We start from the raw sequence: 22,476 nt of genomic DNA on the forward strand, positions 1-22,476 counted from the left end.
GAGACTCATCATGAAGAAGCTATGTATTGCAGCAATGTTATGGCTGGCGTGCCTGAGCTGGGCGCCACTGGCCCAGGCCCTGCAGATGTCTCTGGTGCCACGCGGCGGCTACCAGATCGCGCCGGGCGGCCTGCTGGTGGTTGACTTGAACATCGCCGGCCTGCAGTCCGGTGGCCTGAACACGGAACTGGGCGTCTTTCACCTCGACCTGTATTACGATCCGACCCTGCTGTCCTTCCTCCCCGGCGCGCCATCGGGCTGGGGCACGGCGCTGGGGCAGACGGCTGGTGGCGCCGAGGCCCTGGCGTTCGCCGACGCCAGCACGCCTGGCCTGTTGCGCCTGGACGAAGTATCGCTGCTCGACGGCCTGACCCTCGGCCAGCTGCAAGGCGATGGCTTCCGGCTCGCCACGCTGGCCTTCCACGTGATGATGCCGCCCGGGCCGGCGCCGGCCAATACCATCCTGTTCGCCGATGACATCCTGCTGGCCGATGCGGGAGGCAATCTGATTCCGGTGGTGCCGGACCAGATTCCAATCCTGATACTGCAGGTCGACGCACCGGGCACGCTGGCGCTGCTGGGCCTGGGGATGGCGGCGCTGGCCCGGCAACGGCGCAGCAAGGCGCACTACGCCAGGATCGCCGCTGCCACCAGGCAGCACAACAGCAGCGACACGGCCGCGGCGGCGCCCCAGCCCACATACGGATAGGCGGGCATGGATCCAGGCCAGCGTGGATAGGGCAAGACCATGAAAACGGCGGCGCGTGCCGCCTCGTCGGACTGGCCCGATAGCCGCGCATGCCACAACAGAGCCAGCAGCACAGGCAGGAACGACGGGCCCGCAATCGGCACGCGCACGACGACGATCCAGACGATGACCTTGCGCAGGCTGGCAAACAGGCGGCGTCCATGGCGCGCGCACCCATGGCCATGCCAACGTGCGCCGCTTTCAGCGCAGGAGCGTCGTTCACGCCATCGCCCGTCATGGCGACGATGTCGCCATGCGGTCTGGCGCGCGATCGACAAGGCTGTGGCGGGATGGTCGCCCAGCAGCATATAGCTGGCGCCGCAAGCGAGCAGGAAGAACACCGGTTCGCAGATGATGTCTTGCAAGCAGCACCACTGGCTCAGTGCGGGCGAGGACGGCATCTCGTTGGGTCCAGCTTCGGCAAGGCGCGCCGCTGCAAGGCCTGGCGCACCTGCTGCTCCACCGCTGCCAACGCCTCGGCGCCGAAATCGGCGCCATTGGCGATCTCGATGACGTCAGCCGCTTCGCCCGGACGCAAGCCTTGCGCAGCGCAGCGCTCCATCTGGCTGGCGAGAACGGCCATGTCCGCATCGGAAGGGTCGGTGCCCGCACGCGCCCGCGCTGCCAGACGCGATGCCAGCACCGGCAACGGCGCATCGATGTGCAGCAGCAGGAACGGCACCTGGCTGCGGCGCGCCAAGGCGCGAAAGGCCAGGCGCCGCCGGCGTTCCAGGAAAGTGGCGTCCACCGCCATCACGAAACCGGCAGCCAGCCCCTGTTGCGCGAGCCGCGCCAGGCGCCGGTAAGTCGCGGCATTGGCGGCCTGGTCATACATCCGCTGCGCCGGCAAGGCCGTGGTGCCGGTGGCGGCAGGGCTGGAAAACAGGCGCTTGCGCTCGACATCCGAGCGCAGCCGCACCACCTCCAGTGGTTCGACCAGCGCATTGCACAGCCATGACTTGCCGCTACCGGCCAGTCCGAAGGCGATCAGCAATGCCGGCGAGGCGGCTCCGATGCACGCATGGGCGAAGGCCAGATAGCGCTGCGCCTGCAGCAATGCCGCAGATCGTCCGCGACCGCCCCCCAGGGAGCGCAACAGGAGCACCTTGCAGCGTACCAGCGCCCGCTGCACCCGGTAATACGGTAGCAGCGCCAGGCTGCCGTAGTCGCCGCAACGCTCGAGATAATCGTTCAGCAAGCGGGCTGCCAGGCCGCGGCGCCCCTGACATTGCAGGTCCATCCAGGCAAAGGCCAGATCCTGCGCCACGTCGATCCAGCGCAATGCAGTGTTAAATTCTATGCCGTCAAACACGCGAACCTGGCCGGCCAAGGTCAGGATGTTGCCGCAATGCAAATCACCATGACATTCGCGCACCCAGCCGTCAGCCTTGCGCTGGGTAAATACCGGCGCCAGGGCTTGCTCCTGTCGCGTCAACCAGGCCGCAATCTCGTCGAGCATGGCGCGCTGGCGCGTGTCTTCCAGCACGGCGGCAATGCCGACCACATCCTCATGGGTGCGGGCAACGATCAATGCGCCATTGCCCCAGGGCGACTGGCGTGTCGCCCGCGCAGCACCCGCATGAAAATCGGCCAGCAACAGCGCCAGCGCGCTGACTTCATCCGCGCCAAGCTGGCCGGCATTCAAGCGCGCCTGCCACAGGGCGGACTGATCAAAGCGGCGCATGCGCACGGCATACTCGAGTACGGGACCACCACCGTCGATGGTGGGACATGCCCGCGTGCCAGTGATGCTCGCCAGTCCCAGGTACAACTCCGGCGCCATGCGCCGATTCAAGCGCAGCTCTTCCTCGCACGCATACCGCCGTGCCGACAGGGTACTGTAATCGAGCACGTCGCGATGCACGGCCGTCTTGAACTTGTAGGCCAGGTCGCCCACCAGCATGATGCGCGAAATATCGGTGACGATGAGCCGCACCCGCGCATCCTCGCTGTCGAGGCGATGTGCCAGGCGGTGCAATAGTCTGGTCTGCCGCGAGACCTCGTGCTTCTCGATGCCTTGCTTGGTATCAGGCCACTGCTGCTCGCTTTGCGGCGCAGGCATCGGCCCCTGGGCACCCAGCGGCAACGCCCCCTTCCGCTCTGCCGCGCAGCCACCGACACGCACCGGGGCAGGCTGCGCGGCCGCGTTCTGCCGGACAGCACGGATGGTGCCATTCACGTGGGAAGGCAGCCGTCTTTTCCAGCGCACTTCAGCGGCGGAGCCTGCTGGCGCCAGGGCAATGCGGTTCTCGATGCCGCGCACCCCGCGCAGGCCATACACCGCTTCCTCGGCCCGCTTGCGCTGATAGTTCCAGCCCAGCGTCCCTTCCAGCCGCAGCACGCCGTCCTGCGCCGCCACCGTGATGGCATCGGCGGAGCTGGGCAATTGCGCCTTGACGGCCGCCACCGCCGCGCACGCAAGGTCCGCATCCGAGCGCCGCTGCCCCAGGGGCGCCACTTCGATCTTGTTGAGCACGCCAGACACCCCGGCCACTCCCGTGGCACAACTCCCGGCCCTTATCTTGCCGACGAAATCATGCACGCACCCCGACAAGGTAACGACGCCGTGATGTACGGACACCGCGATGGAAGGTGGTCCCATCCGGGCAACACAGCTGAGCTCATGCTCCACGTTCAGCCTTACTTCAGCGTCTTTCAACATGCTTTCCTCCGCAGTCCGGCCGCAGCGCGCACACGGCCTCTTCCTGCTGTGCACCGCCTGTCCGGCCATGATCCTAGCACGGCCACGCCGCAAGAAAATATGATCTGGATCAATGCTTGCCCGGCGCCAGTTCCCTGAGCCACGAATTGAAGGCAGGCTTGACCTAGATCAGTCGGCGCTCCTTACAAACGACGCTGAAACAGGTATCGTGAGTCTTTTCTGGAGCCCACCATGTACAAGACCATCCTGATGTATGCCGACCAGTTTTCCGGTTTCGAACGGCGCCTGCAAGTGGCAGCGGCGCTCGCCAGCGAAGCCGACTCCCATCTGATAGGAACGGTGGCCAGCGGCGGGCCGCAACTCGATTACCTGGTCTACGGGGCGGTCACGCTGGCGCCGCCACCGCCGATCGATTACGAGCCCTTGCGCGACGCGGCGCGGGAACAACTGGTCCGCTTCGACGAGCGCTGCCGCCAGCTGGGTGTCGCCTCATACGAAACCCGTTTTCAGGATAGCAGCGCCGTCGATGCGCTGATACTGCAATCGCTGTACTGCGATCTGGTCATCACCGGCCAGAGCGACCTGAGCGACCGGTCGCTCATCTGGTCGACCCGCCTGCCCGCGTATCTCGCCCTGCACAGCGCGCGGCCCTTGCTGGTCATACCCGATGGCGATGGTCCGGTCACCATCCCCGGCCGTTCCATCGTCATCGGCTGGAACGCCACTGCCGAAGCCAGCCGCGCCGTCGCTGGCGCGCTGCCGCTGCTGGTGCGGGCGCAGCGCGTGCAGATCATCGTGCTCAATGCGCGCCAGCATTATGGGCAGCACGGACAGGAACCCGGAGCCGACCTGGCCACCTACCTGGCGCGCCATGGCGTGCGCGCGGAAGTCAGTAGCAGCGAAACGACCGAAGAATGCGGTACGGCACTGTGTCAACTGGCTCAGGACAGCGGCGCGGACCTGATCGTGGCAGGAGCATTCGGTCGCAGCCGCTTCCAGGAATGGGTGCTCGGCGGGACGACGCGCAGCCTGCTGAGCCAGTCACGCCTGCCGCTTTTGCTGGGCCATTGAGCGGCATCGCCGGCCACTTGGGCGCGGCTGAAGCCGTGGTGCAGGCGGCAAGCGCTTTCTTATCCTACCAGGAGCACGTTCATGATCACCGACAACGACATCAAGATGCAAGTCGAGCAGGAATTGCTGTGGGATGCACGCATTAATCCCAGCCATATCGGCGTCTCGGTCAACGACCGTGTCGTCACGCTATCGGGCTTTGTGCATGCCTACAGCCACAAGCTGCACGCCGAGCGCGATGCACAATGTCTCGCCGGCGTGCTCGGCGTGGCCAACGACATCGAGGTGCGTCCCCACTCGCGGCTGGACGCGGAAATCGCCCACGATGCCATTGCCGCCATCGCGCTGCAACTGCCCGTGTCGTCAAAAACGATCAAGGTCATCGTCGAGCACGGCCATGTCAGGCTGGAAGGCACGGTGGACTGGAATTACCAGCGCGAGCACGCCCAACTGGCACTGCGCCATGTGCATGGCATACGCAGCATCGAAAGCGCCATCGAGATCAGCCACAAGGCCATCCCGGCGGACATCAAGGCGCGCATCCAGGCGGCCCTGAAGCGCAGCGCCCTGATCGAGGCCAGCGGCATCAAGGTCGAGGCGGATGGCAATGCAGTGACTTTGAGCGGCAAGGTGCGTTCCTGGACTGAGCGCGACGAGGTCGAGCGCGCGGCCTGGATGGCACCAGGCATCACCGCCGTCACGAACGAGCTTCAGGTTGGCAGCTGAAACGTGCGCGCCCATGGCGTGCTTGATCGGACACCAGTATTGCTCGGTGCCCCCTAACGCTTCGCGGGCATAGGAGAGCAATCCGGTGACACAGGCGCAGTACCGGTAATGGAATTTCTCCAGCACATAGAGATTAGCCAGCCTGCCGCGGTCATGCACGATCAATATTGAAATCCGGGTGCCACGCGCCCCTCGTCCATTGCGTGAAGGAGTTACCATGATGCCGCTGGACTCATCCCACCGCCAGTTCATTGCCGAGGTCCTCGCTGCCACGCCGGACATGGCCCTGGCCACCGTGCGTCCGGATGGCTATCCTCAGACGACGGTGGTCAGTTACGTGCACGACGACCTCACGCTGTACTGCTGCATCGGCCTGAACAGCCAGAAAGCGCACAATATCCGCCAGCACGACAAGGTCTCGCTGGCCATTACGCCCGCGTACCAGGACTGGCAGCATATCCGCGGCCTGTCGATGGCCGGCACGGCTGCCCTGGTCGACAATGCCAGCGAAAACGAGCAGGTGGTCGACCTGATGCTGTTTCGCTTTCCGCAGCTGCGCGACGCCATGGGCGCCATCACCGCCGCGCCGTGGCCGGGCCTCGTCTTCGTGCGCATCAAGCCGCACGTCATTTCCTTGCTGAACTATGAACTGGGCTTCGGCCACACCGAATTATTTGCCGTCAGCTGACACATGGTGCGTCACCAGGCCCTCCCGATTATTGCTGCGCTTGATACGCATCAATTCCCTGCCTTCCGCTGCGGATGCCGGGCGCTACACTGAGGTCGTGACTGGGTTTCCTGCTGCAGAACCTGCGTGCCGCCACACGCCAACGCTGGACAGCCAACATGCCCGACATCAACCTCAAATTTGCCAAGCTGCTCACTTCCGGCAGCAGCAGCTTGCTCGATCACTACAATGCGATGGCCCAGCATACGCTCGACAATGGCGCCGACGCCACCCGCCTGACCCTGCATTACCTGCAGGACTTGTCACAGGCCAACATGAACACGCTGCTCCAGCGCGTACAACAGAAAGGCGTCGCCCATCTGTACGCGTTTGATCCGGCCGGTGTAAAAGCGCAATGTGCGCTGGGCAACGATTACCACGCCAATCTGTTCGCCATCCTGCTGGACATGCAACGGAGCATGGTGGAAGGCGTCAGTTCATCGCTCTATGACGGCTACAAACAGTGGCAGAAAATCGGTTCGCCCTAGACAGGTGCGGCAGGCACATCCCTGCCGCCCCGCTATTCAGGAGTAGCGCGGCGGCGCAGCGGCCGCCAGCGGATAGCCAAGCGATTGCGCCAGCATCACGTGGTGTCCATCCGCCAAGCCCATGGCAGCGGCCAGCGCCCCCTGATCGAACCAGCCACGCGACACCACCGCCAGGCCCTCGGCGGCGCAAAACAGGTAGACGTTCTGGCTGATATGGCCCGCATCGAGGGCGGCAAACAGCAATTGCCTGGCCTGCTCCTCGGGCGGCATGCGCGACAAATTGGCGACGTACAGCAAGTTGACGGGCGCCGTCGCCACGAAATCCTGCTTCCCCGTCACGGCCCGGATATCGACGGCGCTCAGTTGCCGCAATGACGGTGCAAGCGGATCATATCGGTACAGGCCGCTGGACATGGCGACATAAATGTCAATTTCCTGCGCATTACAGACCGATGGCGCCGTCCGATGGCCCGTGCTGGGGCGGTTGCAGCCATCGGCGGCCCACAGCAGGCGAGACAGCCGATACCAGGACAGCTCGCGCTCGCTGAATTCGCGCTGCGACTGGCGCAACTTCAATACCTCGATGAGGGCCATGCCCAAGGCACTGATGTCGGCATCGAGTTCGAACGTACCCGGCCCCATCAACGGCAAGGGTTCGCTTGTCAGTACATTTTTTTTCACTTCCCCTCCATCACCCGAAAATCGGCTGGCCATTGTTCCCTCAACTGATCTGCAGGCGCTTCGCACTGCCACCGACCAGCTTGGGCAGCTCCAGATCCAGCACGCCGTCACGGTATCTGGCGGTGGACTTGTCGGTATCGATGTCCTGTCCCAGCGAAAAGCTGCGGAAATACTGTCCCGTATAGCGCTCACGGCGCACGACCTTCTGACCATTGCCCTCTTCGTGTTCCTGCCTCGATTCGGCCAAAATCGAAACGCGGTTGCCATCGATATCGACCGAGATGTCTTCCACCTTGAAGCCGGGCAATTCAGCCTTGATCAGGTAGGCTTGCTCGCTTTCCGTGACGTCGAGCCGGATCGGCGACGGACGGGTGAAATCCTTGAGCGCATCCTTGAAACCCATATCCTTGAAGAAATCATCCATGCTGCGCAAGGGATCGAATCTTGCGATGTCGCTGAGCGGATCAAAATGCATCATGTGGTGTGCCATCTCTTTGCCTCCTGAAAAAGTCGATGCCGCGAGTGCAAGCCGGGCAGCGGCAACCGTGTACCCGAACTCACTATAAAGGGCCAGCTTGCGCCTGTCTGCTTGAAAAATGATCGATATCAAGAGCGGCGGTAATCGCAAGACATGCGCCTCATGACTGGACAACAGCCATCGCGGATGGCACAGCAGCTGCGTAACACTATTCGGGCACGCTATTGATACAGATCATGGCAAGCGATGGCGGCTTGCATGTAGTGTGAAAAGCAGTTCCCCCTAAAACAGGGGCATGAGGCGATGGTTTCCCCTGACTATCTTGGTGCACCGGCGACTGGTTTGCGCGCCATGGCATGCGAGGATGTGATGCATAACGACACGACAACTGCTGCTCGCGGGACTCCCCAAGCGCGCCTGCTGCTCGATGACGCCGCCGGTGGGCAGCGCCAGTGGATCAGGCGCAATGCCAGCCTGTATCGTTCTGGCGATCCCGTCCTTGACTGTGTGTTTTTCATACACGCCGGCAGTTTCAAGTACTATCGCACGGATGAGACGGGAGCAAGAAAAATTACCTGTTTCCCTGCGCGCGGGGATTTCCTTGCGCTCGACAGCATCGGCCTTGCCAGGCATTGCTGTACCGCCGTGGCGCTGGAAGACAGTGAAGTGTATGCGATCAGCTGCGCCATCTTGCGCCAGCAGCTGACCATTTTGCACCGCCTGCTCGCCGTAAGCATTCGGGAAATGCGCGCAAGCACAGTGCAATTGCATAATGCCACGGCCGAGCAACGGCTGGCCGCCTTTCTGCTCGACCGGGCAAAACAGCACAGCGGGCTGGCGGGCACGCCGCCACGCTATCGCTTGCCCATGTCCCGTTGCGACATCGGCAACCACTTGCACCTGTCGCCGGAAAGCGTCAGCAGGGTCATGCATCAATTCAAGCAGGGCGGCCTCATTTTGCTGGAAAAACGCTACATCGCGCTCCTCGACGCAAGCGCATTGGAAATGATCGCCACTGCCGCGCACCCCGCATCAGCGCATGCTGGCCAGCATCCCCTTGCCACCAGCCACACTTCGAAGAGCTAACCATGTACGACACCTCCAGTTCCGCCGCCGATGCGGCCTCTCCTCTTCCCTGCTGCGAATGCGGCGCGCGCGGCGTATGCTTGCCAGCAGGCATGAGCGACGCGGATTGCGCCAAGGTCAGCGGCCTGGTGCTGCAGCAGCATCACCTGATGCGGGGAGATGCCTTGCAAGGTGTCAATGAACCGGTGCACGGTCGCTGGTACGCCATTCGCAGTGGCCAGTTCAAGTCCTTTCAGGCAGACCCGCATGGAAAACCGTGCATTACCAGGTTCGCCAGTGAAGGCGACCTGCTGGGACTTGACAGCCTCGACCTTGATCGCTACACCGACTCAACGACGGCGCTGTGCGATAGCACAGTGTGCGAGTTTTCCTATCCGCAACTCGTTGAGGCGGCGCGGCACTTTCCTGACCTGGCGCGTTCGCTGGAATGCCGGCTCAGCAAGCAACTGGGGCAACAGCAGGCGCTGGCCCTGCTGGTCCGGTGTGATTATGCGGAACAGAAATTCGCGCAGTTCCTGTCGCACCAGGCCTGGAAAGGCAGCTACCAGGACGACCACGTGCTTGAATTGCACCTTGCCTTGTCGCGCAAGGAAATTGCCGACTACCTGGACCTGACGCATGCCACCGTCACGCGCATGATCTCGCGCCTGCAGGGACTCGGCATCATCCGCGTCCGATATCGTCAGCTTCGCCTGCTCGACCGCCCTGGCCTGCATCAGATTGCCGCAGGGCAGCATCCTGCATCGAAAGGAGGCGCGAGCACGGCCAGCGACAATGCCGCGCATCAGCCGGCCTGGCAGAGCATGCCAGGCGTACATTTGCTATCGCCAGAATGATCTGGATCATGGTTACTGTGCAGTATCAACGGCACACTGGACGTTCCACAACAAGTTCGAGGAGAGCACCATGTTCAAGCACATACTGGTTCCAACGGATGGTTCACCCGCCTCGAGGCCTGCGCTGCTGTCGGCCATCGCGCTGGCGCGCTCGTGCGGCGCGCGCATTACCGCGCTGCATGTGGTGCCGGATTTTCACGTCCTCAGCCATGATACGGAGATGCTGGAGGCGACCCGCGCAACCTATCTGGAAGAAAGCATGGACAACGGCAAGAAAGTGCTCGATTTCGTCTGCGGGCAGGCGCGTGAAGCCGGCGTCGAATGCAGCACCTTCCTGACGCGCTCCGACCACCCCCACGAAAAAATACTCGAGACGGCCGAGGCAAATGGCTGCGACCTGATCGCCATGGGAACGCATAGCAAATTCGGTCTGAAAGGCGTGCTGCTGGGCAGCGAAACACACAAGGTCCTCGTGCACAGCCCGCTACCGGTACTGGTCTTTCGCGCCGCCTGAGCGCCGGCGCAAGCCTTGTCCAGTTCCGGCCAGGCCGGCGCTTGCCCCGACTCGCCGAGCATGACGAGATGCTCTTGCGCCTATGCACAGGCAAGCGCATACGCGAGTTCGCCGGGGTAGCCTGCATGCAAGGTGAACAGCGGTTGCCCCACCGCCACCCGCGTGCCCAGTGGCGCATGAAACACCATACCTCCCGCCGGCGCAAGTCATCCGGCGCACCGTTATGATTTTGCAACACGGCCAGCGCGTCGAGCGCCGGACCGATGCCGCGGCCAACGGGCTGCGCGCCATCGCTCATCTGCCCGCGCAGCGTCAAGCCCAGGCTGCGGGCAACCTCCACCAGGCGCGCGGCCAGCAAGCCGTCGCTGTCGAGACCCAACGGTCGCTCCACGCGGATGAGCAAGTCATACACCGGGCTCAGCGATACCGCCCCGCCCCAGGCGATGCAGCCGCCCTCCTGCTCCACCACGCGACGCAGCTGCTGCGCCGTCAATTCGACGGGCGCCAGGGTTTCCATCGGGTCGGCCGCCCTACCGGGAATGTGATGGCGCACGAGGACGTCTTGGGTATCAGCAAGCCACAGGCGGCAATGATCGGCACCACCAGCAGTGTGGTGCGGTTGCCCGGCAAGGCGCCGATGCAATGCTTGTGCGCCACGACAGGGGCATCCCACTGCAGGCGCTGCCCGGCATGGACGGCCATAGATCTTGCCGCGTACGGCCGAGAACGCGCTTCGAATCCCTCCGCCTTGCAGACGGGGCTATCGCGGCGGATATAGGCGATGGCTTCCTGGCAGGTATCGATGCCGGGGCGGCGACCGCCGTGCGCTGCGGGGACGGCGCACGGCGTATCAGGTCAACGTCACTTCATCGCCATACGCCGGGACACTGCATTCCCAGCCAAGTTGCTCGCCGATGCGCCGCCGCAGCGCTTCGGCGGCATCGGGCTCGCCATGGGTAATGAAAGTATGGCGCGGCGCCTGGCGCAATGGCGCCATCCAGGCGATCAATTCATCGCCATCGGCATGCGCGGAGAGGTTGTTGATTTGTCGCACGGTGGCACGTACCGGCACATACGCGCCATGGATCTTGACGGCGTCAGCGCCTGCGACCAGCGTGGCGCCGCGCGTGCCGCCAGCCTGAAAACCCGCAAACAGGATGCTGTTGCGGCGATCCGGCGCGAACGCCTTCAAATGGTGCAGCACGCGCCCGCCCGTCGCCATGCCGCTGGCGGCGATGATCACCATCGGCATGCGGCGCTGGTTCAGCTCGATCGACTCCTGCGCACTGTTGACGATCGTGGCCGCATGCGACATGGCCTCGCATTGCGCCGGCGTCAGGCGGTGATCGTGCGGATAGCGGCGATACAGCATGGTCGCATCCACCGCCATGGGGCTGTTCAGGTAAACGGGCAGCGCAGGGATGACGCCACGCTGCTTGAGCAGATGCACGTCATACAGTATCGTCTGCGCGCGTCCGACGGCAAAGGCGGGGATGATCGTGACGCCGCCGCGTGCGGCAGTCTCGCTGATGGTCTTGCCCAGCAGTTCGATGGCGTCGCTGGCATCATGGCGCCGGTCGCCATAGGTCGATTCCACGACCAGGTAGTCGGCCGGCGGCAAGGGTTCGGGCGGCGCCATGAGCACATCGTTCGGACGCCCGAGGTCACCGGAAAAGACCACCCGGATGCCCTCCCCCTGCAGCAGCACGCTGGCCGCGCCAAGGATATGCCCGGCACGCTGCAGTGCCACGCGCAAGGATGAACCGATGCCGAAGGGTTGACCGAAGGCCACGGGCGAGAGCTGTTCCAGCGCCCGCATGGCATCGGCCTCGGTGTACAGCGGCAAGGCCGGATGATGTTTGCTGAAGCTGTGACGATTCGCGTACTCGGCCTCCTCCTCGAGCAGGCGGCCGCTATCGGGCAAAATGATACGGCACAGGTCGCACGTCGCGGCACTCGCATAGATCTTGCCACGAAAGCCAGCGCGCACCAGCAGCGGCAGATAGCCGCTATGGTCCAGGTGGGCATGCGTGAGCACGACCGCACTGATCTTGGCCGGCGCCAGCGGCAAGCCCGCCCAGTTGCGCAAGCGCAACTGCTTATACCCCTGGAACAGGCCGCAATCGACCAGAATCCGTTCATTGCCGCTGGTAAGTAAATATTTCGAACCAGTGACCGTCCCCGTTGCGCCCAAAAACGTCAGTTTCATCATCGTCCCCAAGTAAGCAGCACAACGTTCAGTCACTACTGAACATCCGGTCCCAAGGCGTCCGTGTCACGCGGCTGCTTCTCCCGCCAGAGCCCTGGGCAGCCTACAGCATGCCAAGTTCCAGCGCATAGCGGATCAACTCGGCGTTACATGCCATTTTCATCTTTTTCAGGATGCGCGCACGATAGCTCGTGACGGTATTCGGGCGCAAATGCAATGCGGCGCCGATCTGCACCAGCGACTGGCCAGAGGCGATGCGCTGAAACACTTGCAGTTCGCGCTCGGACAGGTTCTCGTGCGCACGCACAGGCCCCTGTGCAATTACCATTGCCAGACGGTCGCTCATCGCCGGGCTGACATATTTTCCTCCCGATGCCACCTTGCGCACGGCCTGCACAAGAACATCGGCCGACACATCCTTGGTCAGGTAGCCAGCTGCCCCCAGGCTGAGGGCGCGCAAGCCATAGATTTCTTCCGAATAATGGCTCAGTATCATCAGCCCCATGTGCGGCCTGGCCAAGCGCAAGGCTTGCAAAAGTTGCAAGCCGCTTTTTCCCGGCATGGCAATGTCAATGAGGGCCACATCGAATTGCTCGGACGCAATACGTTCGGTCGCCTCGTCAAAGGACGTCGCCTGGGCGCCAACGCAAATGTCCGCTGCCGTGCCCAGCATCATCGACACGCCATTGCGCGCGATGGCATGGTCGTCAACCAATAGCACCCGAATGATTCCCGCTTCCATGGTCGACGTCCTGAGCATGCTTTGCCTAGCGTGATTCGGTGATTTTCATGCATTTGATTCTGCGCCGAACGGCTAGCGGCGTCAACGCTTGGCTGCACCAGCCGTGGCTGCGAGGCAGACAAAGCCCATGCGTACTGGCAAAGGATGAGTGTAGGGAATCCCCTACCCAAAAGTGTGATGAATTTGCTACGCAAGACCAAGGGTTAGTCTTATATGCACCGTGCCTGGTCGCGCACATACTATCAAGCATGTAGTCAGAAACACAAAAGATTGATGCAAACCATGAACAACAATCAGGGGAAGCCATGAACACCCAACTCTCGACCAGTCAATCGTTGCCAGCGAAAAACTACATTAGTAGCAACACCTGCGCGAAATGCAGTTCAAGGCTACGCTGCCTGCCATTCGGCCTGGACGAGCGTAGCGTCGCCCAGGTCGATAGAATCATCGGCAAACGGCACTGGGTGGAGCGCAATGAGTTGCTGCTGAGGGTGGGCGAGCCTTTTCGTTGTCTGTACATTATTCACGGCGGCCAGTTCAAAACGTTCCGCGATAACGCACATGGCAAACAGCATGTGATGGGCTTTCACATGGCAGGCGAAATTCTGGGCATGAACGCCATCAGTACCGGCATTCATGACAGCAATGCGATGGCGTTCGAGGATAGCGAGGTCTGTGAAGTGCCCTTTGCCCAGCTGCAGATACTATGCGCCAACATTCCAGCGCTACAACAACATTTCCACCGCCTGTTGAGCGAGGAAATCAATCGCGACCAGCGCGTCATGCGCTTCCTGGGCAACTCGGCCGAGCAGCGCTTTGCCACATTCCTGCTCGATCTGTCGAGCCGTTTCGCTGTCAGGGGATACTCGCGCCATGCCTTCACGGTGCTGATGTCGCGTGAAGACATCGGCAACTATATAGGCTTGACGATGGAAAGCGTCAGCCGCCTGATGTCGAAGTTCCGCCGCCAGGGCTGGATCAGCACGTACGGCAAAGACCTGCGTATCCTCAATCATGGCGCCATCGAGGCGCTGGCCAACGGGGAGACCATGGCAACAGTGGCAAGCATCAATACACTCACGGAGCGGACCACGGCGCTACTGTCCTCCATCTCAAAGACGGCAAGCCATGCCTGAACAGCGACAAACCCGTGCAGCGCCGAAAACAGCGGCGTTGCATCGGTGGCTATCGGCCAGCTAGCCGCCAAGAATCGGCGGACCGACGCCATGTTCTATGGCGAACCGCGTCAGCTGCACATTGTTCTTGGCGCGCGTCTTTTCCAACAGGCGCGCCCGGTAAGTGCTCACGGTATTAATACTCAAATGCAAGATTTGCGCGATATCTGCCAGGTCTTCACCGGCGGCAAGCAGCCGCAGGACTTCCAGTTCGCGGTCCGACAGTTTCTCGTGCCAGGCCATCCTGCTGCCACTGATCATGTCAGCAAGATCTTCCGTCACCGCCGAGCTGATGTATTTCCCTCCCGCTGCAGCCTTGTATACCGCCGCAACCAGTATGGAAGCATTACAGTTCTTGGTCAGATAGCCGGCGGCGCCGTACTGCAAGGCCCGCACCGCGTACACCGTCTCGGCATACATGGACAACATCAGCACGGCAAGGCGTGGCTGCTCGCGGCGCATTTGCTTGAGCAACTGCAAGCCGTTCTGATCGGGCAGGCCGATGTCGACAATGGCAACATCAAATGGCTGTCCCTGCAGCAGATACAATGCCGCGCGGGCAGTTTCGGCCTCGGCCACGACTTCGATGCCGTCGTCCGTGCCCAGCATCAGCCGCATGCCGTTGCGGGCGACAACATGGTCGTCCACCAGCAGCACCCTGATTTTTCCGCATCTCATGCGCGCCCCCGTATCGGCAACTGCAAGACCAGCAAGGTGCCATGCGCAACGGCAATGAAACGGATTCCTCCACCAAAATGCTGGGCGCGCTCGCGCATGCCCGCCAGGCCCCAGGAGTTGGCCGTCAACAGGCTCTCGCAATCCATGCCCTTGCCATCGTCTTCCACTTCCATCCGGATTGCCGAGTCGGCATGACTGACGCGCACGTCGACCCGCGTAGCCCCGGCATGGCGGACGACATTGGTAAGCGCTTCCTGCAAGATACGGAACAAGGCGGTACTGCGCTCGGGGTCGATCTCCAGCAGAACAGTCTCGGGAGGAATGCGAGTGTGGCAGATGAGCCCCGCTCTGGCACAGACCTCTTCCGCGTGCCACTCCAGCGCCGCCCAGACACCAAGCTGATCAAGCACGCTGGGCCGCAGTTCGGTGATCACCCTGCGTACGGCCGCGGTAGCGGTATCGAGCAAAGAACAGGCATCCTCAAGCCGAGCTTGCAAGGCACCGCCATTGCGCTGGTCATGTATCAGGGCAACGGAAAGGTGGGCCTTGACCCCAGTTAATACGCTACCGAGTTCGTCGTGCATTTCCCTGGCAATGCGAATACGCTCCCCTTCCTTCACACGCTCCTGATGGGCAATGAACTGGCGCAGTTGCTCATGCGACTTTTCCAGCGTTTCCAATGCCAGCTTGCGCACGCTGATATCTTCCACCATGCCCACATACTGCCGGGTGAGTCCGGCGGCACCGCACACCGTCGTGGCACTGAGTATGGCCCAGATGGCATGGCCATCCTTGTGCAGGTAGCGCTTTTCGAGGCGATAGCTGCTGATCTCGCCGCTATACAGGCGCCGCCCGAACTGCACGCTATTGTCAACGTCGTCGGGATGCGTCAGTGTCAGGCATCCCATCGCCAGCAGTTCCGGCCCCGTATAGCCCAACATCTCGCACAGCGCACGGTTTACGTTCACCCAGCTGCCATGCATGTCAGCAATGATCATGCCAAGTGTGGCGTTTTCAAACACCCCGCGAAATCGCTCCTCGCTGGCATGCAGCTGCGCCGCCGCCACGGTCCGCTCGGTAATATCATTGAGTATCAACAACACGACACCTGGCCCAAAATGCTCCTGGCCAAGTTTAGCTTCCACCATGGCTGAGAATACGTGATCGACGCCCTTTTTCATGCGCAGTACGGCCGAACACGATGCGTCGCGGTCGAGCAGGCGCTGGCGCAGGAAATAAAAAATATCCTGGTCATCTGGAAGAATGAAACGCGTGAACGGCTGCCCGGGCAGCATCTCTGGCGGCGTGTCCAGCAAGGCCGATGCGGTGAGATTCGACTGGATGATGACGCCGCGGGCATCCATGCTGATGTAGCCGACCGGCGCCTGATCGTACAGGCGGTTATACAATTCGCCAGTATTCTTCAATGCAGCCTGGGCAGCGCGCAACTCATCGTTCTGCATTTCCAGCTCGATCTCGCGCACGCTCATCTCGCGCTGCGTTGCTTGCAGCGACGCGGGATAGCGCTCGTGAGAGCGGCGCCTGGACGATTCCAGTCTCAGCTTGAGCCGCAGTTCCGCATGCTGACGCAATGATTTCCAATATTGCTCAGTCTGAAAAGGAACGGCAAAATACTTTCTTCGCTTCGCGCACATAATTAGTTGAGCATACCCATGGTTAGCAAGTTACCCCCGCCCCTGCAGCATCACATCTTGGCAAGGTTCGTAGATGGTGTGTACTAACCAACAATCATAATTTATATTAGCGCAATAGCGAGCTCAGTCATAGTCGCGAAAAAAAAATCCGTATTTTTGTACAACAGGCAGCCAGAAAGAGCAGCGTGGATCGACCGATCACCCATAGCTGCGGCTCGCCAGGCGCTCGCCCGTCACCAAGCGTCAGGCAGGTTTTCGCCGAATGCTTTAACTGTTGCCTGCCGAAAACAAAGAGGTGACAGCGCATTGCCAGAATCGACCTGAAGACAGCCCGATACGCGTGTGATCCTGACGACGCCTTCGTGCGCCACCTCGACAAAGGCAGCGCCAGCTCCGTTCAAGGTGGAATGCAGGCGCAAATGGCCATGCAACAAGAGATAATCACTACCGTTCCGAACTATCCAGATATCTGCATGCATGGATGACCTTCCTGTCGTTGTGCATTTGCCCGGTGCGCAGGGCAGCGCCTGGATCGCCCCACGCGCTTGCCGGCGAGGGGGAATGTGCTGCCTGCTGATGGAGACTGTATCGTTTCAAGTCCGCACGGTCACGAACGAGGAATGATCTACATCAATGAGGTGGATAACATTAGTCTTCAGGGCAACATTGTTGCCAAAAACACTCAAAATGGATGGTGCATGACCCCATACGGATTGGCCTGGCGGCCGTCGTCAACTCCCTGAACTTGATATGTCTGCCTGCCCCACATACTCCTGGCACCAGTTCTCATTGATTTCAACGGCATTTGTGCGGGAGAACTTTTTTTCGCGCGAATCGCAGGTACAGACGTTGTTGCGCCCCGATGCCTTGGCCTTGTACAGGGCATGGTCGGCGGCATTGAGCAGGGTAATGGCCATCGTTTCCATTTTAATCAGGGGGAACACCGCCACCCCGATACTTACCGTCACCTTGCACAGGGGACTGCCAATATGGGGAATGCCTAGACTCTCTATGCCATGACGAATGGTTTCTGCAAGCGACACGGCTCCGTCGATATCCGATCCTGGCAATAGCAACACCATTTCCTCGCCGCCATAGCGTGCCGCCATATCGCCCGCCCTGCGCATGCCCGTGGCGACCACGCCGGCAATTCTCTTCAAGCATTCATCGCCAGCCACATGGCCATAAATGTCGTTATATTGCTTGAAAAAATCAACATCAATCATCATCAGTCCCAGGGAATTTCCTGCCCGCTGGGCCCGACTGAACTCCACAATCAATGCCTCATCAAAACTGCGTCGATTTGCCAGACCCGTCAAGCCATCCTGCAAGGCCAGGTGCATCAAGCGCTGGTTGGATACTTTTAATTCATCGCTCGATTCCTTGAATTCCTCCTCGATGATCAAGCGTGAGGTCAGCTGGCTGAGCAAGCGGCAGCCAAAAAATCCGATGAGCAGGATCAAGGCGCTCAACGCTGCAATTTGCAGGCAGGCATCATTGCGCCAGCCACTCAGGACTTCATCCTGCGACAAGGCAGTCAAGACCACCAACGGATAGTCGGTGATTTTACGATAGCTGATGATCGCTGATGTCCCGCCCGCCCCCTCACTGGCGTGCGTTTCCTTGATCATCACCATCGACGAGGATTCAGAGAGCAGTTTGAATGGCAACGCCGGAACTTCGGGCAACCCGCCATCATAGGGAATTTTCAATACGAGCTTGGCATCATCATGTGTCAGCAGAATCGTGCCTTGCTCGCCGATGGAAAAGCCCTCATAGAATTTTCTAAAATAATCGAGGCCGATAGTGGCAAGCACAACGCCGCCAAAGCTCCCATCGGGATGATTAATTCTGCGTGACACCGCCAAGATCCATTCACTATGGACCGACCGTCCCGCGCCCATCCCAAGATAAGGCTGCAATTCATTATGCAAACGATGGTAATGAAGATATTCATTGTCCGGATTGTCGAGATTGCCTGGCATCATCGTGCCGGAATTGATCAATGGCCTGCCATCATCGGCAAAGACGATGATGGCATGCAATTGGGGAAGTTCCGCGACACGGCTCCTCAACAACGCTTGCATACGGGAATGGTCGAAGCCTGACGCTCCCAGCATGTCGCCACGCTCGACCAGTCCAAGCAACAGCGTATCAACCTCCCTGAGCGTATCGTAGGCATGCTGCGCGACAGCCTGGCTGACATTCGCAGCCGCGTCGCGCGCTTCGTGCAGCCGCACTTCGCGCGCGCGCCATATCGTCGAGAGCTGGATCGTCAGGATAGACAGGCATACCAGCACAACACATCCCGTCGCCAAAGTGACCACGGAAAAATGCCGGAAAAGAAACCCGCGTGGGTAGTCAGCAAAACGCCCCGTAGCAGACATAGACTCGCCCTTTTCATTCGGTAGGAAGATGCAGCAACACGGCGACGATACGCAGCGAAGGCGAGTCCCGGCGTCACCCGCGATGCCCGGTGGCTAGCCGCGGCCACATCGGCCACAGGACTGCGGGCACTGGCATGCATGCCAGGATACCCGGCACCAGCCGGACAACACTCCTAGCTGATCGGGATGTGCTTGCTTGCCTTGCCACTCTTTTTCGGCAAACTGAGGGTCAGCACGCCCTCGGCATAACTGGCGACCACCTTGGCATCGTCGATATCATGTGCCAGCGTAAAACTGCGTCGCTGTTCTCCATACGTACGCTCTGTACGCAGCAGCTTGCCGGTTTTCACTTCGCTCTCGTGTTTCAATTCGGCCGTGATCGACACGACACCGCCCTCGACGTCTACCTTGATGTCCTCCTTTTTTACGCCAGGAATCTCCGCCTTCACGGTATACGCCACATCCGTTTCCGACACATCGATTTTGATGCGCGGCTCGACATTCCAGTCGCGCAGGGCGGGCCGAAGGTGAAAATCGCGAAACCAGTCCTCGATGCCATTCAAGGGTTCGAAGCGCGCGATGTCAGAAAATGGATCGAATCGAGTCAGATGATTAGCCATGATAATGTCCCTTCCGCTGGTTAGCGGCACCCGGATAGATGCATGAACTGATGATATTGATTTGCCACAGGAAAATGAATGATGCACATCAAACCGCGCGTGGATCGTTGTGCAGCGCAGGAACAGTGCCCCTCCCGAGCAATGCCGTGAGGAAATAGCTGCGCCGGTGTCTGGCACTGCGCCGCCAGTGTCATGACATGAGTGCCCTGGTGACGCAGCTGAAAGAACGGGGGGCTATCTGATCGCCCGCAGCTGGACCTATCTCATCGACCTTGCGGAAGTAGCGGCGGACATGGGTTTTGATGAAGTGCCATGTGACTACGTCAGTTTCCCGGATACGGGAAAACGGCATTTTTCCAGGCCGAACACGGAAGCGGCGCGGGTCGACGCCATCACGGGCTTTCTCGGGGCGGTCCGCAAGCGTCTGGCGCGCTACAATGTCTTCCTCTCGGCCGACATCTTTGGCTAGGTCGCGTGGAACAGGAACGACACCAATACAGGCCAGGAATTGACGAGCCTGGCCAGTGTCGTCGACTACCTCGCACCGATGCTGTACCCCTCCGGCTATCAGTTCGGCATTCCCGGCTATCCCAACCCGGTCGCGCATCCGGGTGAGATCGTCTACCTGACCTTGCGCCATGCCATCGCGCGCACCCACATTTCTCCCTTGCGATTCCGCCCATGGCTGCAGGCCTTCCGCGACTATGCGTTTGACAAGCGCGTCTTCGGCGCGGCGGAAATCAGGGCACAGATCGACGCAGCCGAACCGGCCGGCAGCGATGGGTGGATGCTCTGGAACCCGCGCAATACCTATACCGCCGAGGGCCTGCACCCGCGCTAGCAACACAATCTTTTCTTAGAGTATCGTGCGCACCAGCCTGCTGATCACCATCGGTGAGCGGCGATGATCGACCTCCACGCTGAAGCTGCACAGCTCGCCCGTCGGGGTGATGACGGCCAGGTCGTCCACATCGGCAGCCGATACCATCCGGTGACGCGCGAACGCCGGTCCATACTTGCGTGCAGGCAACTGGGTATCGATCAGCGCCTGAATCGCGCTGGCGCCATGCACGTCGCCGAACGGGGATGCCGTCGACCACGAGGCAGCGGGATGCAGCAGGGCCGCCGCCAGCGCGCCATCGCGCCGGTCCACGCAATCGAGAAATTGCATCAGCAGCAGGCGCCTGGAATTGCGCGCAGCGTAGCTCGTATGCAACAGTGAGCGCGCCTCGACGGCATGGGGTTCCTGCATTTGCGTGGCGTACCAGGTTTGCACGGCCCTGTTTTCATGCGCACTGCGCCGCATCGCCTGCTTGTCGAGCTCGTAAGTCGCCCGCATGCGCTTGTCCAGCACCAGGGGATCCAGCGATTTTGGCTCGCCACCGCCACCCAGGCAGCCGCCGACACAGGCCATGACCTCGATGGCGACGAATTGATCGCGCCAGGCCTCCGTCTCCAGCAGATGCTGTGCCGCAGCGATGCCATTGCAAATGGCGACCGTGCCCAAGCCAGCGATCTGCGTTGTCTTGATCCCCTGGTCGATGCCGCGCAGTGGCTGCCACTCCAGCGCCGGTGCGTCCTGCCTGCCAAGGAAGTGGGCGGCGGTGCGCAGCATCGCCTCCATCACGCCGCCCGAAGCGGCGAAGATCTGCGCGGCGCCCGTGCTTTCCCCCAGGGGGTCATCGAATGCGCCATCGTCGGCCAACGCATGAAACGCGATGCCGCGCGACTTGATCATCCGGGCCAACTCCCGCGTGGTCAGGACATGGTCGACGTCGCCGGACAAGCCTGGCCGAACCGCCTCGTCCTTCTTGGCCGTGCAGGGCATGACGCTGACCACGTAAGGTTCCTCCCTGCCCTCGGCAAAGGCGGGGCCAAGCGCCCGCGCGAAGGCGCTGCGCTTCGTCAGGGCGCCATGCATTTGTTGCGGCGACTTGGTCGTGCTCAGGTGCGCTAGCAGGTCCGGCCGGTTGATTTCCACCCAATTCACCCATCCCGGGCAACAGGAAGTGAACAGGGGCAATGGCTGCGCGTTTCCTGCCTGCCCTCTGATGCGCGCCAGCAACTCGCTTGCTTCTTCCATGACCGTCAGGTCGGCGCCGAAATTGGTGTCGAACACGTAGTCAAAACCAAGTAGCCGCAAGGCATTGATCATTTTTCCCGTACTGACCGCGCCAGCCTTCATGCCGAATTCTTCGCCGATGGCAACGCGCGTTGCCGGCGCAACTTGCACCACGCAGACGCGCTTGTGCTCATCCAAGGCGTGCAGCACCGCGTGCCAATGCGGCGTCTCGACGAGCGCACCAACAGGGCAGACCAAGGTACATTGACCGCAAGAAATACATTGAGTATTGGCCAGGGTATGGTCAAATACCGTGACCGGCAAGCGCCCAAAGCCGCGTTCGGCAAAGCCGATCACGTATTGCTGCTGTCCCGACGCGCCGCACGCTTCCACGCACAGGCCGCATTCGATGCATTTGGACAGGTCACGCCAGATACTCGGCGAGGTATGGTCCGTCAAGCGGTGCTCGGGGTGCGCCGCCGAGCCGCGCGGCACCTTTTCCCAGCGCTCTTCCCATTGATTTTCACTGATCAGGCTTTGCAAGCGGCAAGACCCGTTGACCTCGCAGTACAAACAATCGTTCGGATGGCGCGCGAGCAGCCATTGCGCATCCATTGCGCGAAATGCTTGCAAGTCGTTCGATGCTGTCTCGACCACGTCCCCTGCGTTTGCCAGCGTGATGCAGGCAGGCTGCAGTTGGGGCTGGCCGGCCACATGCACCAGGCACATGCGGCAGACGGCATGGGTAGGCAAGCGCGGATAATAGCAAAGCGTGGGAATATGCACCCCGGCCTGCCTCGCTGCATCAAGGCAGGTAGAGCCTTCCTCGACGTCAACAGCTCGTCCATTGACCTTCAGCGTGATCATGTGAACCACTCCCGGAGCACCGCAAAGACGCAGCGGCACCGCGTCCAGGCGCTTGCACGGCGGC

At 61.2% G+C, this 22,476-nt stretch carries 22 protein-coding genes and 1 pseudogene; 10 read left to right on the top strand and 13 right to left on the bottom strand.

Going from position 1 to position 22,476, the window contains the following annotated elements; all coding sequences use genetic code 11:
* The first annotated feature begins 10 nt into the window (after positions 1 to 10).
* Positions 11 to 709: a hypothetical protein gene (locus ACQ4WL_RS25765; RefSeq protein ID WP_436512348.1), complete on the top strand. Its 699-nt coding sequence runs from the start codon at positions 11 to 13 to the stop codon at positions 707 to 709.
* Here ACQ4WL_RS25765 and ACQ4WL_RS25770 read toward each other — a convergent pair.
* Together ACQ4WL_RS25770 and ACQ4WL_RS25775 are read right to left on the bottom strand one after the other, a co-directional pair.
* Positions 628 to 1,149, bottom strand: coding sequence for a hypothetical protein (locus ACQ4WL_RS25770; RefSeq protein WP_436512350.1), 522 nt, complete (start codon positions 1,147 to 1,149; stop codon positions 628 to 630). The two genes, ACQ4WL_RS25765 and ACQ4WL_RS25770, sit on opposite strands and share 82 nt — an antisense overlap.
* The gene (locus ACQ4WL_RS25775) at positions 1,128 to 3,410 is read right to left on the bottom strand and encodes an AAA family ATPase (protein ID WP_436512352.1); all 2,283 of its coding nucleotides are present in this window, start codon (positions 3,408 to 3,410) and stop codon (positions 1,128 to 1,130) included. Before ACQ4WL_RS25775 ends, ACQ4WL_RS25770 begins: the two co-directional genes overlap by 22 nt.
* A gap of 231 nt (positions 3,411 to 3,641) precedes the next feature.
* On the opposite strand from ACQ4WL_RS25775, the gene ACQ4WL_RS25780 reads away from it, so the two are divergent.
* The 4 genes from ACQ4WL_RS25780 to ACQ4WL_RS25795 all read left to right on the top strand — a co-directional run bounded on the left by ACQ4WL_RS25780 (position 3,642) and on the right by ACQ4WL_RS25795 (position 6,422).
* A complete protein-coding gene (locus ACQ4WL_RS25780; RefSeq protein WP_436512354.1) occupies positions 3,642 to 4,481 on the top strand; it encodes a universal stress protein in 840 nt (279 codons plus the stop codon).
* 81 nt (positions 4,482 to 4,562) lie between these two features.
* The gene (locus ACQ4WL_RS25785) at positions 4,563 to 5,207 is read left to right on the top strand and encodes a BON domain-containing protein (RefSeq protein WP_436512355.1); all 645 of its coding nucleotides are present in this window, start codon (positions 4,563 to 4,565) and stop codon (positions 5,205 to 5,207) included.
* Between the two features lie 217 nt (positions 5,208 to 5,424).
* The gene (locus ACQ4WL_RS25790) at positions 5,425 to 5,895 is read left to right on the top strand and encodes a pyridoxamine 5'-phosphate oxidase family protein (RefSeq protein WP_436512357.1); all 471 of its coding nucleotides are present in this window, start codon (positions 5,425 to 5,427) and stop codon (positions 5,893 to 5,895) included.
* Positions 5,896 to 6,053: 158 nt separating this feature from the next.
* A complete protein-coding gene (locus ACQ4WL_RS25795) occupies positions 6,054 to 6,422 on the top strand; it encodes a hypothetical protein (RefSeq protein ID WP_436512358.1) in 369 nt (122 codons plus the stop codon).
* A 36-nt stretch (positions 6,423 to 6,458) separates the two neighbouring features.
* On the opposite strand, the gene ACQ4WL_RS25800 is transcribed toward ACQ4WL_RS25795, so the two are convergent.
* Together ACQ4WL_RS25800 and ACQ4WL_RS25805 are read right to left on the bottom strand one after the other, a co-directional pair.
* On the bottom strand, positions 6,459 to 7,103 hold the full coding sequence (locus ACQ4WL_RS25800; RefSeq protein WP_436512360.1) for a SagB/ThcOx family dehydrogenase: 645 nt from the start codon (positions 7,101 to 7,103) through the stop codon (positions 6,459 to 6,461).
* A 40-nt stretch (positions 7,104 to 7,143) separates the two neighbouring features.
* Positions 7,144 to 7,581, bottom strand: coding sequence for an Hsp20/alpha crystallin family protein (locus ACQ4WL_RS25805; protein ID WP_436512362.1), 438 nt, complete (start codon positions 7,579 to 7,581; stop codon positions 7,144 to 7,146).
* 369 nt (positions 7,582 to 7,950) lie between these two features.
* Here ACQ4WL_RS25805 and ACQ4WL_RS25810 point away from each other — a divergent pair, with 369 nt between their 5' ends.
* The 3 genes from ACQ4WL_RS25810 to ACQ4WL_RS25820 all read left to right on the top strand — a co-directional run bounded on the left by ACQ4WL_RS25810 (position 7,951) and on the right by ACQ4WL_RS25820 (position 10,017).
* Positions 7,951 to 8,667: a Crp/Fnr family transcriptional regulator gene (locus tag ACQ4WL_RS25810; protein ID WP_436512363.1), complete on the top strand. Its 717-nt coding sequence runs from the start codon at positions 7,951 to 7,953 to the stop codon at positions 8,665 to 8,667.
* A gap of 2 nt (positions 8,668 to 8,669) precedes the next feature.
* Positions 8,670 to 9,503, top strand: a complete 834-nt coding sequence (locus tag ACQ4WL_RS25815) for a Crp/Fnr family transcriptional regulator (RefSeq protein WP_436512365.1) — start codon at positions 8,670 to 8,672, stop codon at positions 9,501 to 9,503.
* Positions 9,504 to 9,573: 70 nt separating this feature from the next.
* Positions 9,574 to 10,017 carry a universal stress protein gene (locus tag ACQ4WL_RS25820; protein WP_436512367.1) on the top strand — a complete coding sequence of 148 codons (444 nt, stop codon included), beginning with the start codon at positions 9,574 to 9,576 and terminating at the stop codon, positions 10,015 to 10,017.
* Positions 10,018 to 10,506: 489 nt separating this feature from the next.
* Here ACQ4WL_RS25820 and ACQ4WL_RS25825 read toward each other — a convergent pair whose 3' ends face one another.
* The 3 genes from ACQ4WL_RS25825 to ACQ4WL_RS25835 all read right to left on the bottom strand — a co-directional run bounded on the left by ACQ4WL_RS25825 (position 10,507) and on the right by ACQ4WL_RS25835 (position 12,968).
* On the bottom strand, positions 10,507 to 10,719 hold the full coding sequence (locus tag ACQ4WL_RS25825; RefSeq protein ID WP_436512369.1) for a hypothetical protein: 213 nt from the start codon (positions 10,717 to 10,719) through the stop codon (positions 10,507 to 10,509).
* Between the two features lie 148 nt (positions 10,720 to 10,867).
* Positions 10,868 to 12,226, bottom strand: coding sequence for an MBL fold metallo-hydrolase RNA specificity domain-containing protein (locus tag ACQ4WL_RS25830; RefSeq protein ID WP_436512414.1), 1,359 nt, complete (start codon positions 12,224 to 12,226; stop codon positions 10,868 to 10,870).
* Positions 12,227 to 12,329: 103 nt separating this feature from the next.
* Positions 12,330 to 12,968 (bottom strand): response regulator, encoded by a 639-nt coding sequence (locus ACQ4WL_RS25835; protein WP_436512371.1) that lies wholly within the window; start codon positions 12,966 to 12,968, stop codon positions 12,330 to 12,332.
* 305 nt (positions 12,969 to 13,273) lie between these two features.
* Here ACQ4WL_RS25835 and ACQ4WL_RS25840 point away from each other — a divergent pair, with 305 nt between their 5' ends.
* Entirely contained in the window at positions 13,274 to 14,104 is an 831-nt protein-coding gene (locus ACQ4WL_RS25840; protein ID WP_436512373.1) for a helix-turn-helix domain-containing protein, read from the top strand.
* Between the two features lie 60 nt (positions 14,105 to 14,164).
* Here the strand turns inward: ACQ4WL_RS25840 and ACQ4WL_RS25845 are convergent, their stop codons facing one another.
* From ACQ4WL_RS25845 to ACQ4WL_RS25865, 5 genes are all read right to left on the bottom strand, one after another.
* Complete coding sequence (locus tag ACQ4WL_RS25845; RefSeq protein ID WP_436512374.1) at positions 14,165 to 14,800, bottom strand: response regulator; 636 nt, start codon at positions 14,798 to 14,800, stop codon at positions 14,165 to 14,167.
* 17 nt (positions 14,801 to 14,817) lie between these two features.
* On the bottom strand, positions 14,818 to 16,476 hold the full coding sequence (locus ACQ4WL_RS25850) for a PAS domain-containing sensor histidine kinase (protein ID WP_436512375.1): 1,659 nt from the start codon (positions 16,474 to 16,476) through the stop codon (positions 14,818 to 14,820).
* A gap of 233 nt (positions 16,477 to 16,709) precedes the next feature.
* Positions 16,710 to 16,955, bottom strand: coding sequence for a hypothetical protein (locus ACQ4WL_RS25855; protein ID WP_436512377.1), 246 nt, complete (start codon positions 16,953 to 16,955; stop codon positions 16,710 to 16,712).
* A gap of 252 nt (positions 16,956 to 17,207) precedes the next feature.
* Positions 17,208 to 18,863, bottom strand: coding sequence for a sensor domain-containing diguanylate cyclase (locus ACQ4WL_RS25860; protein WP_436512379.1), 1,656 nt, complete (start codon positions 18,861 to 18,863; stop codon positions 17,208 to 17,210).
* A gap of 173 nt (positions 18,864 to 19,036) precedes the next feature.
* The gene (locus ACQ4WL_RS25865; RefSeq protein WP_436512380.1) at positions 19,037 to 19,483 is read right to left on the bottom strand and encodes an Hsp20/alpha crystallin family protein; all 447 of its coding nucleotides are present in this window, start codon (positions 19,481 to 19,483) and stop codon (positions 19,037 to 19,039) included.
* Between the two features lie 241 nt (positions 19,484 to 19,724).
* Between ACQ4WL_RS25865 and ACQ4WL_RS25870 the strand changes: the two are divergent.
* A pseudogene (locus ACQ4WL_RS25870) lies at positions 19,725 to 20,324 on the top strand (putative glycoside hydrolase).
* A 15-nt stretch (positions 20,325 to 20,339) separates the two neighbouring features.
* Here ACQ4WL_RS25870 and ACQ4WL_RS25875 read toward each other — a convergent pair.
* Positions 20,340 to 22,412, bottom strand: a complete 2,073-nt coding sequence (locus tag ACQ4WL_RS25875; protein WP_436512382.1) for a [FeFe] hydrogenase, group A — start codon at positions 22,410 to 22,412, stop codon at positions 20,340 to 20,342.
* Positions 22,413 to 22,476: the final 64 nt, after the last annotated feature.

Origin of the sequence: Janthinobacterium kochi (genome assembly GCF_051380715.1) — a bacterium.
Taxonomy (GTDB): Bacteria; Pseudomonadota; Gammaproteobacteria; order Burkholderiales; family Burkholderiaceae_D; genus Janthinobacterium.

Excerpts from the sequence above, each read along its gene's own strand:
- ACQ4WL_RS25855 (WP_436512377.1), bottom strand. The coding sequence starts at position 16,955 with ATGCATGCAGATATCTGGATAGTTCGGAACGGTAGTGATTATCTCTTG.
- ACQ4WL_RS25860 (WP_436512379.1), bottom strand. The coding sequence starts at position 18,863 with ATGTCTGCTACGGGGCGTTTTGCTGACTACCCACGCGGGTTTCTTTTC.
- ACQ4WL_RS25770 (WP_436512350.1), bottom strand. The coding sequence starts at position 1,149 with ATGCCGTCCTCGCCCGCACTGAGCCAGTGGTGCTGCTTGCAAGACATC.
- ACQ4WL_RS25765 (WP_436512348.1), top strand. The coding sequence starts at position 11 with ATGAAGAAGCTATGTATTGCAGCAATGTTATGGCTGGCGTGCCTGAGC.
- ACQ4WL_RS25835 (WP_436512371.1), bottom strand. The coding sequence starts at position 12,968 with ATGGAAGCGGGAATCATTCGGGTGCTATTGGTTGACGACCATGCCATC.
- ACQ4WL_RS25810 (WP_436512363.1), top strand. The coding sequence starts at position 7,951 with ATGCATAACGACACGACAACTGCTGCTCGCGGGACTCCCCAAGCGCGC.
- ACQ4WL_RS25875 (WP_436512382.1), bottom strand. The coding sequence starts at position 22,412 with ATGATCACGCTGAAGGTCAATGGACGAGCTGTTGACGTCGAGGAAGGC.
- ACQ4WL_RS25850 (WP_436512375.1), bottom strand. The coding sequence starts at position 16,476 with ATGTGCGCGAAGCGAAGAAAGTATTTTGCCGTTCCTTTTCAGACTGAG.
- ACQ4WL_RS25865 (WP_436512380.1), bottom strand. The coding sequence starts at position 19,483 with ATGGCTAATCATCTGACTCGATTCGATCCATTTTCTGACATCGCGCGC.
- ACQ4WL_RS25805 (WP_436512362.1), bottom strand. The coding sequence starts at position 7,581 with ATGATGCATTTTGATCCGCTCAGCGACATCGCAAGATTCGATCCCTTG.
- ACQ4WL_RS25780 (WP_436512354.1), top strand. The coding sequence starts at position 3,642 with ATGTACAAGACCATCCTGATGTATGCCGACCAGTTTTCCGGTTTCGAA.
- ACQ4WL_RS25785 (WP_436512355.1), top strand. The coding sequence starts at position 4,563 with ATGATCACCGACAACGACATCAAGATGCAAGTCGAGCAGGAATTGCTG.
- ACQ4WL_RS25790 (WP_436512357.1), top strand. The coding sequence starts at position 5,425 with ATGATGCCGCTGGACTCATCCCACCGCCAGTTCATTGCCGAGGTCCTC.
- ACQ4WL_RS25775 (WP_436512352.1), bottom strand. The coding sequence starts at position 3,410 with ATGTTGAAAGACGCTGAAGTAAGGCTGAACGTGGAGCATGAGCTCAGC.
- ACQ4WL_RS25830 (WP_436512414.1), bottom strand. The coding sequence starts at position 12,226 with ATGAAACTGACGTTTTTGGGCGCAACGGGGACGGTCACTGGTTCGAAA.
- ACQ4WL_RS25840 (WP_436512373.1), top strand. The coding sequence starts at position 13,274 with ATGAACACCCAACTCTCGACCAGTCAATCGTTGCCAGCGAAAAACTAC.
- ACQ4WL_RS25825 (WP_436512369.1), bottom strand. The coding sequence starts at position 10,719 with ATGGCCGTCCATGCCGGGCAGCGCCTGCAGTGGGATGCCCCTGTCGTG.
- ACQ4WL_RS25815 (WP_436512365.1), top strand. The coding sequence starts at position 8,670 with ATGTACGACACCTCCAGTTCCGCCGCCGATGCGGCCTCTCCTCTTCCC.
- ACQ4WL_RS25820 (WP_436512367.1), top strand. The coding sequence starts at position 9,574 with ATGTTCAAGCACATACTGGTTCCAACGGATGGTTCACCCGCCTCGAGG.
- ACQ4WL_RS25795 (WP_436512358.1), top strand. The coding sequence starts at position 6,054 with ATGCCCGACATCAACCTCAAATTTGCCAAGCTGCTCACTTCCGGCAGC.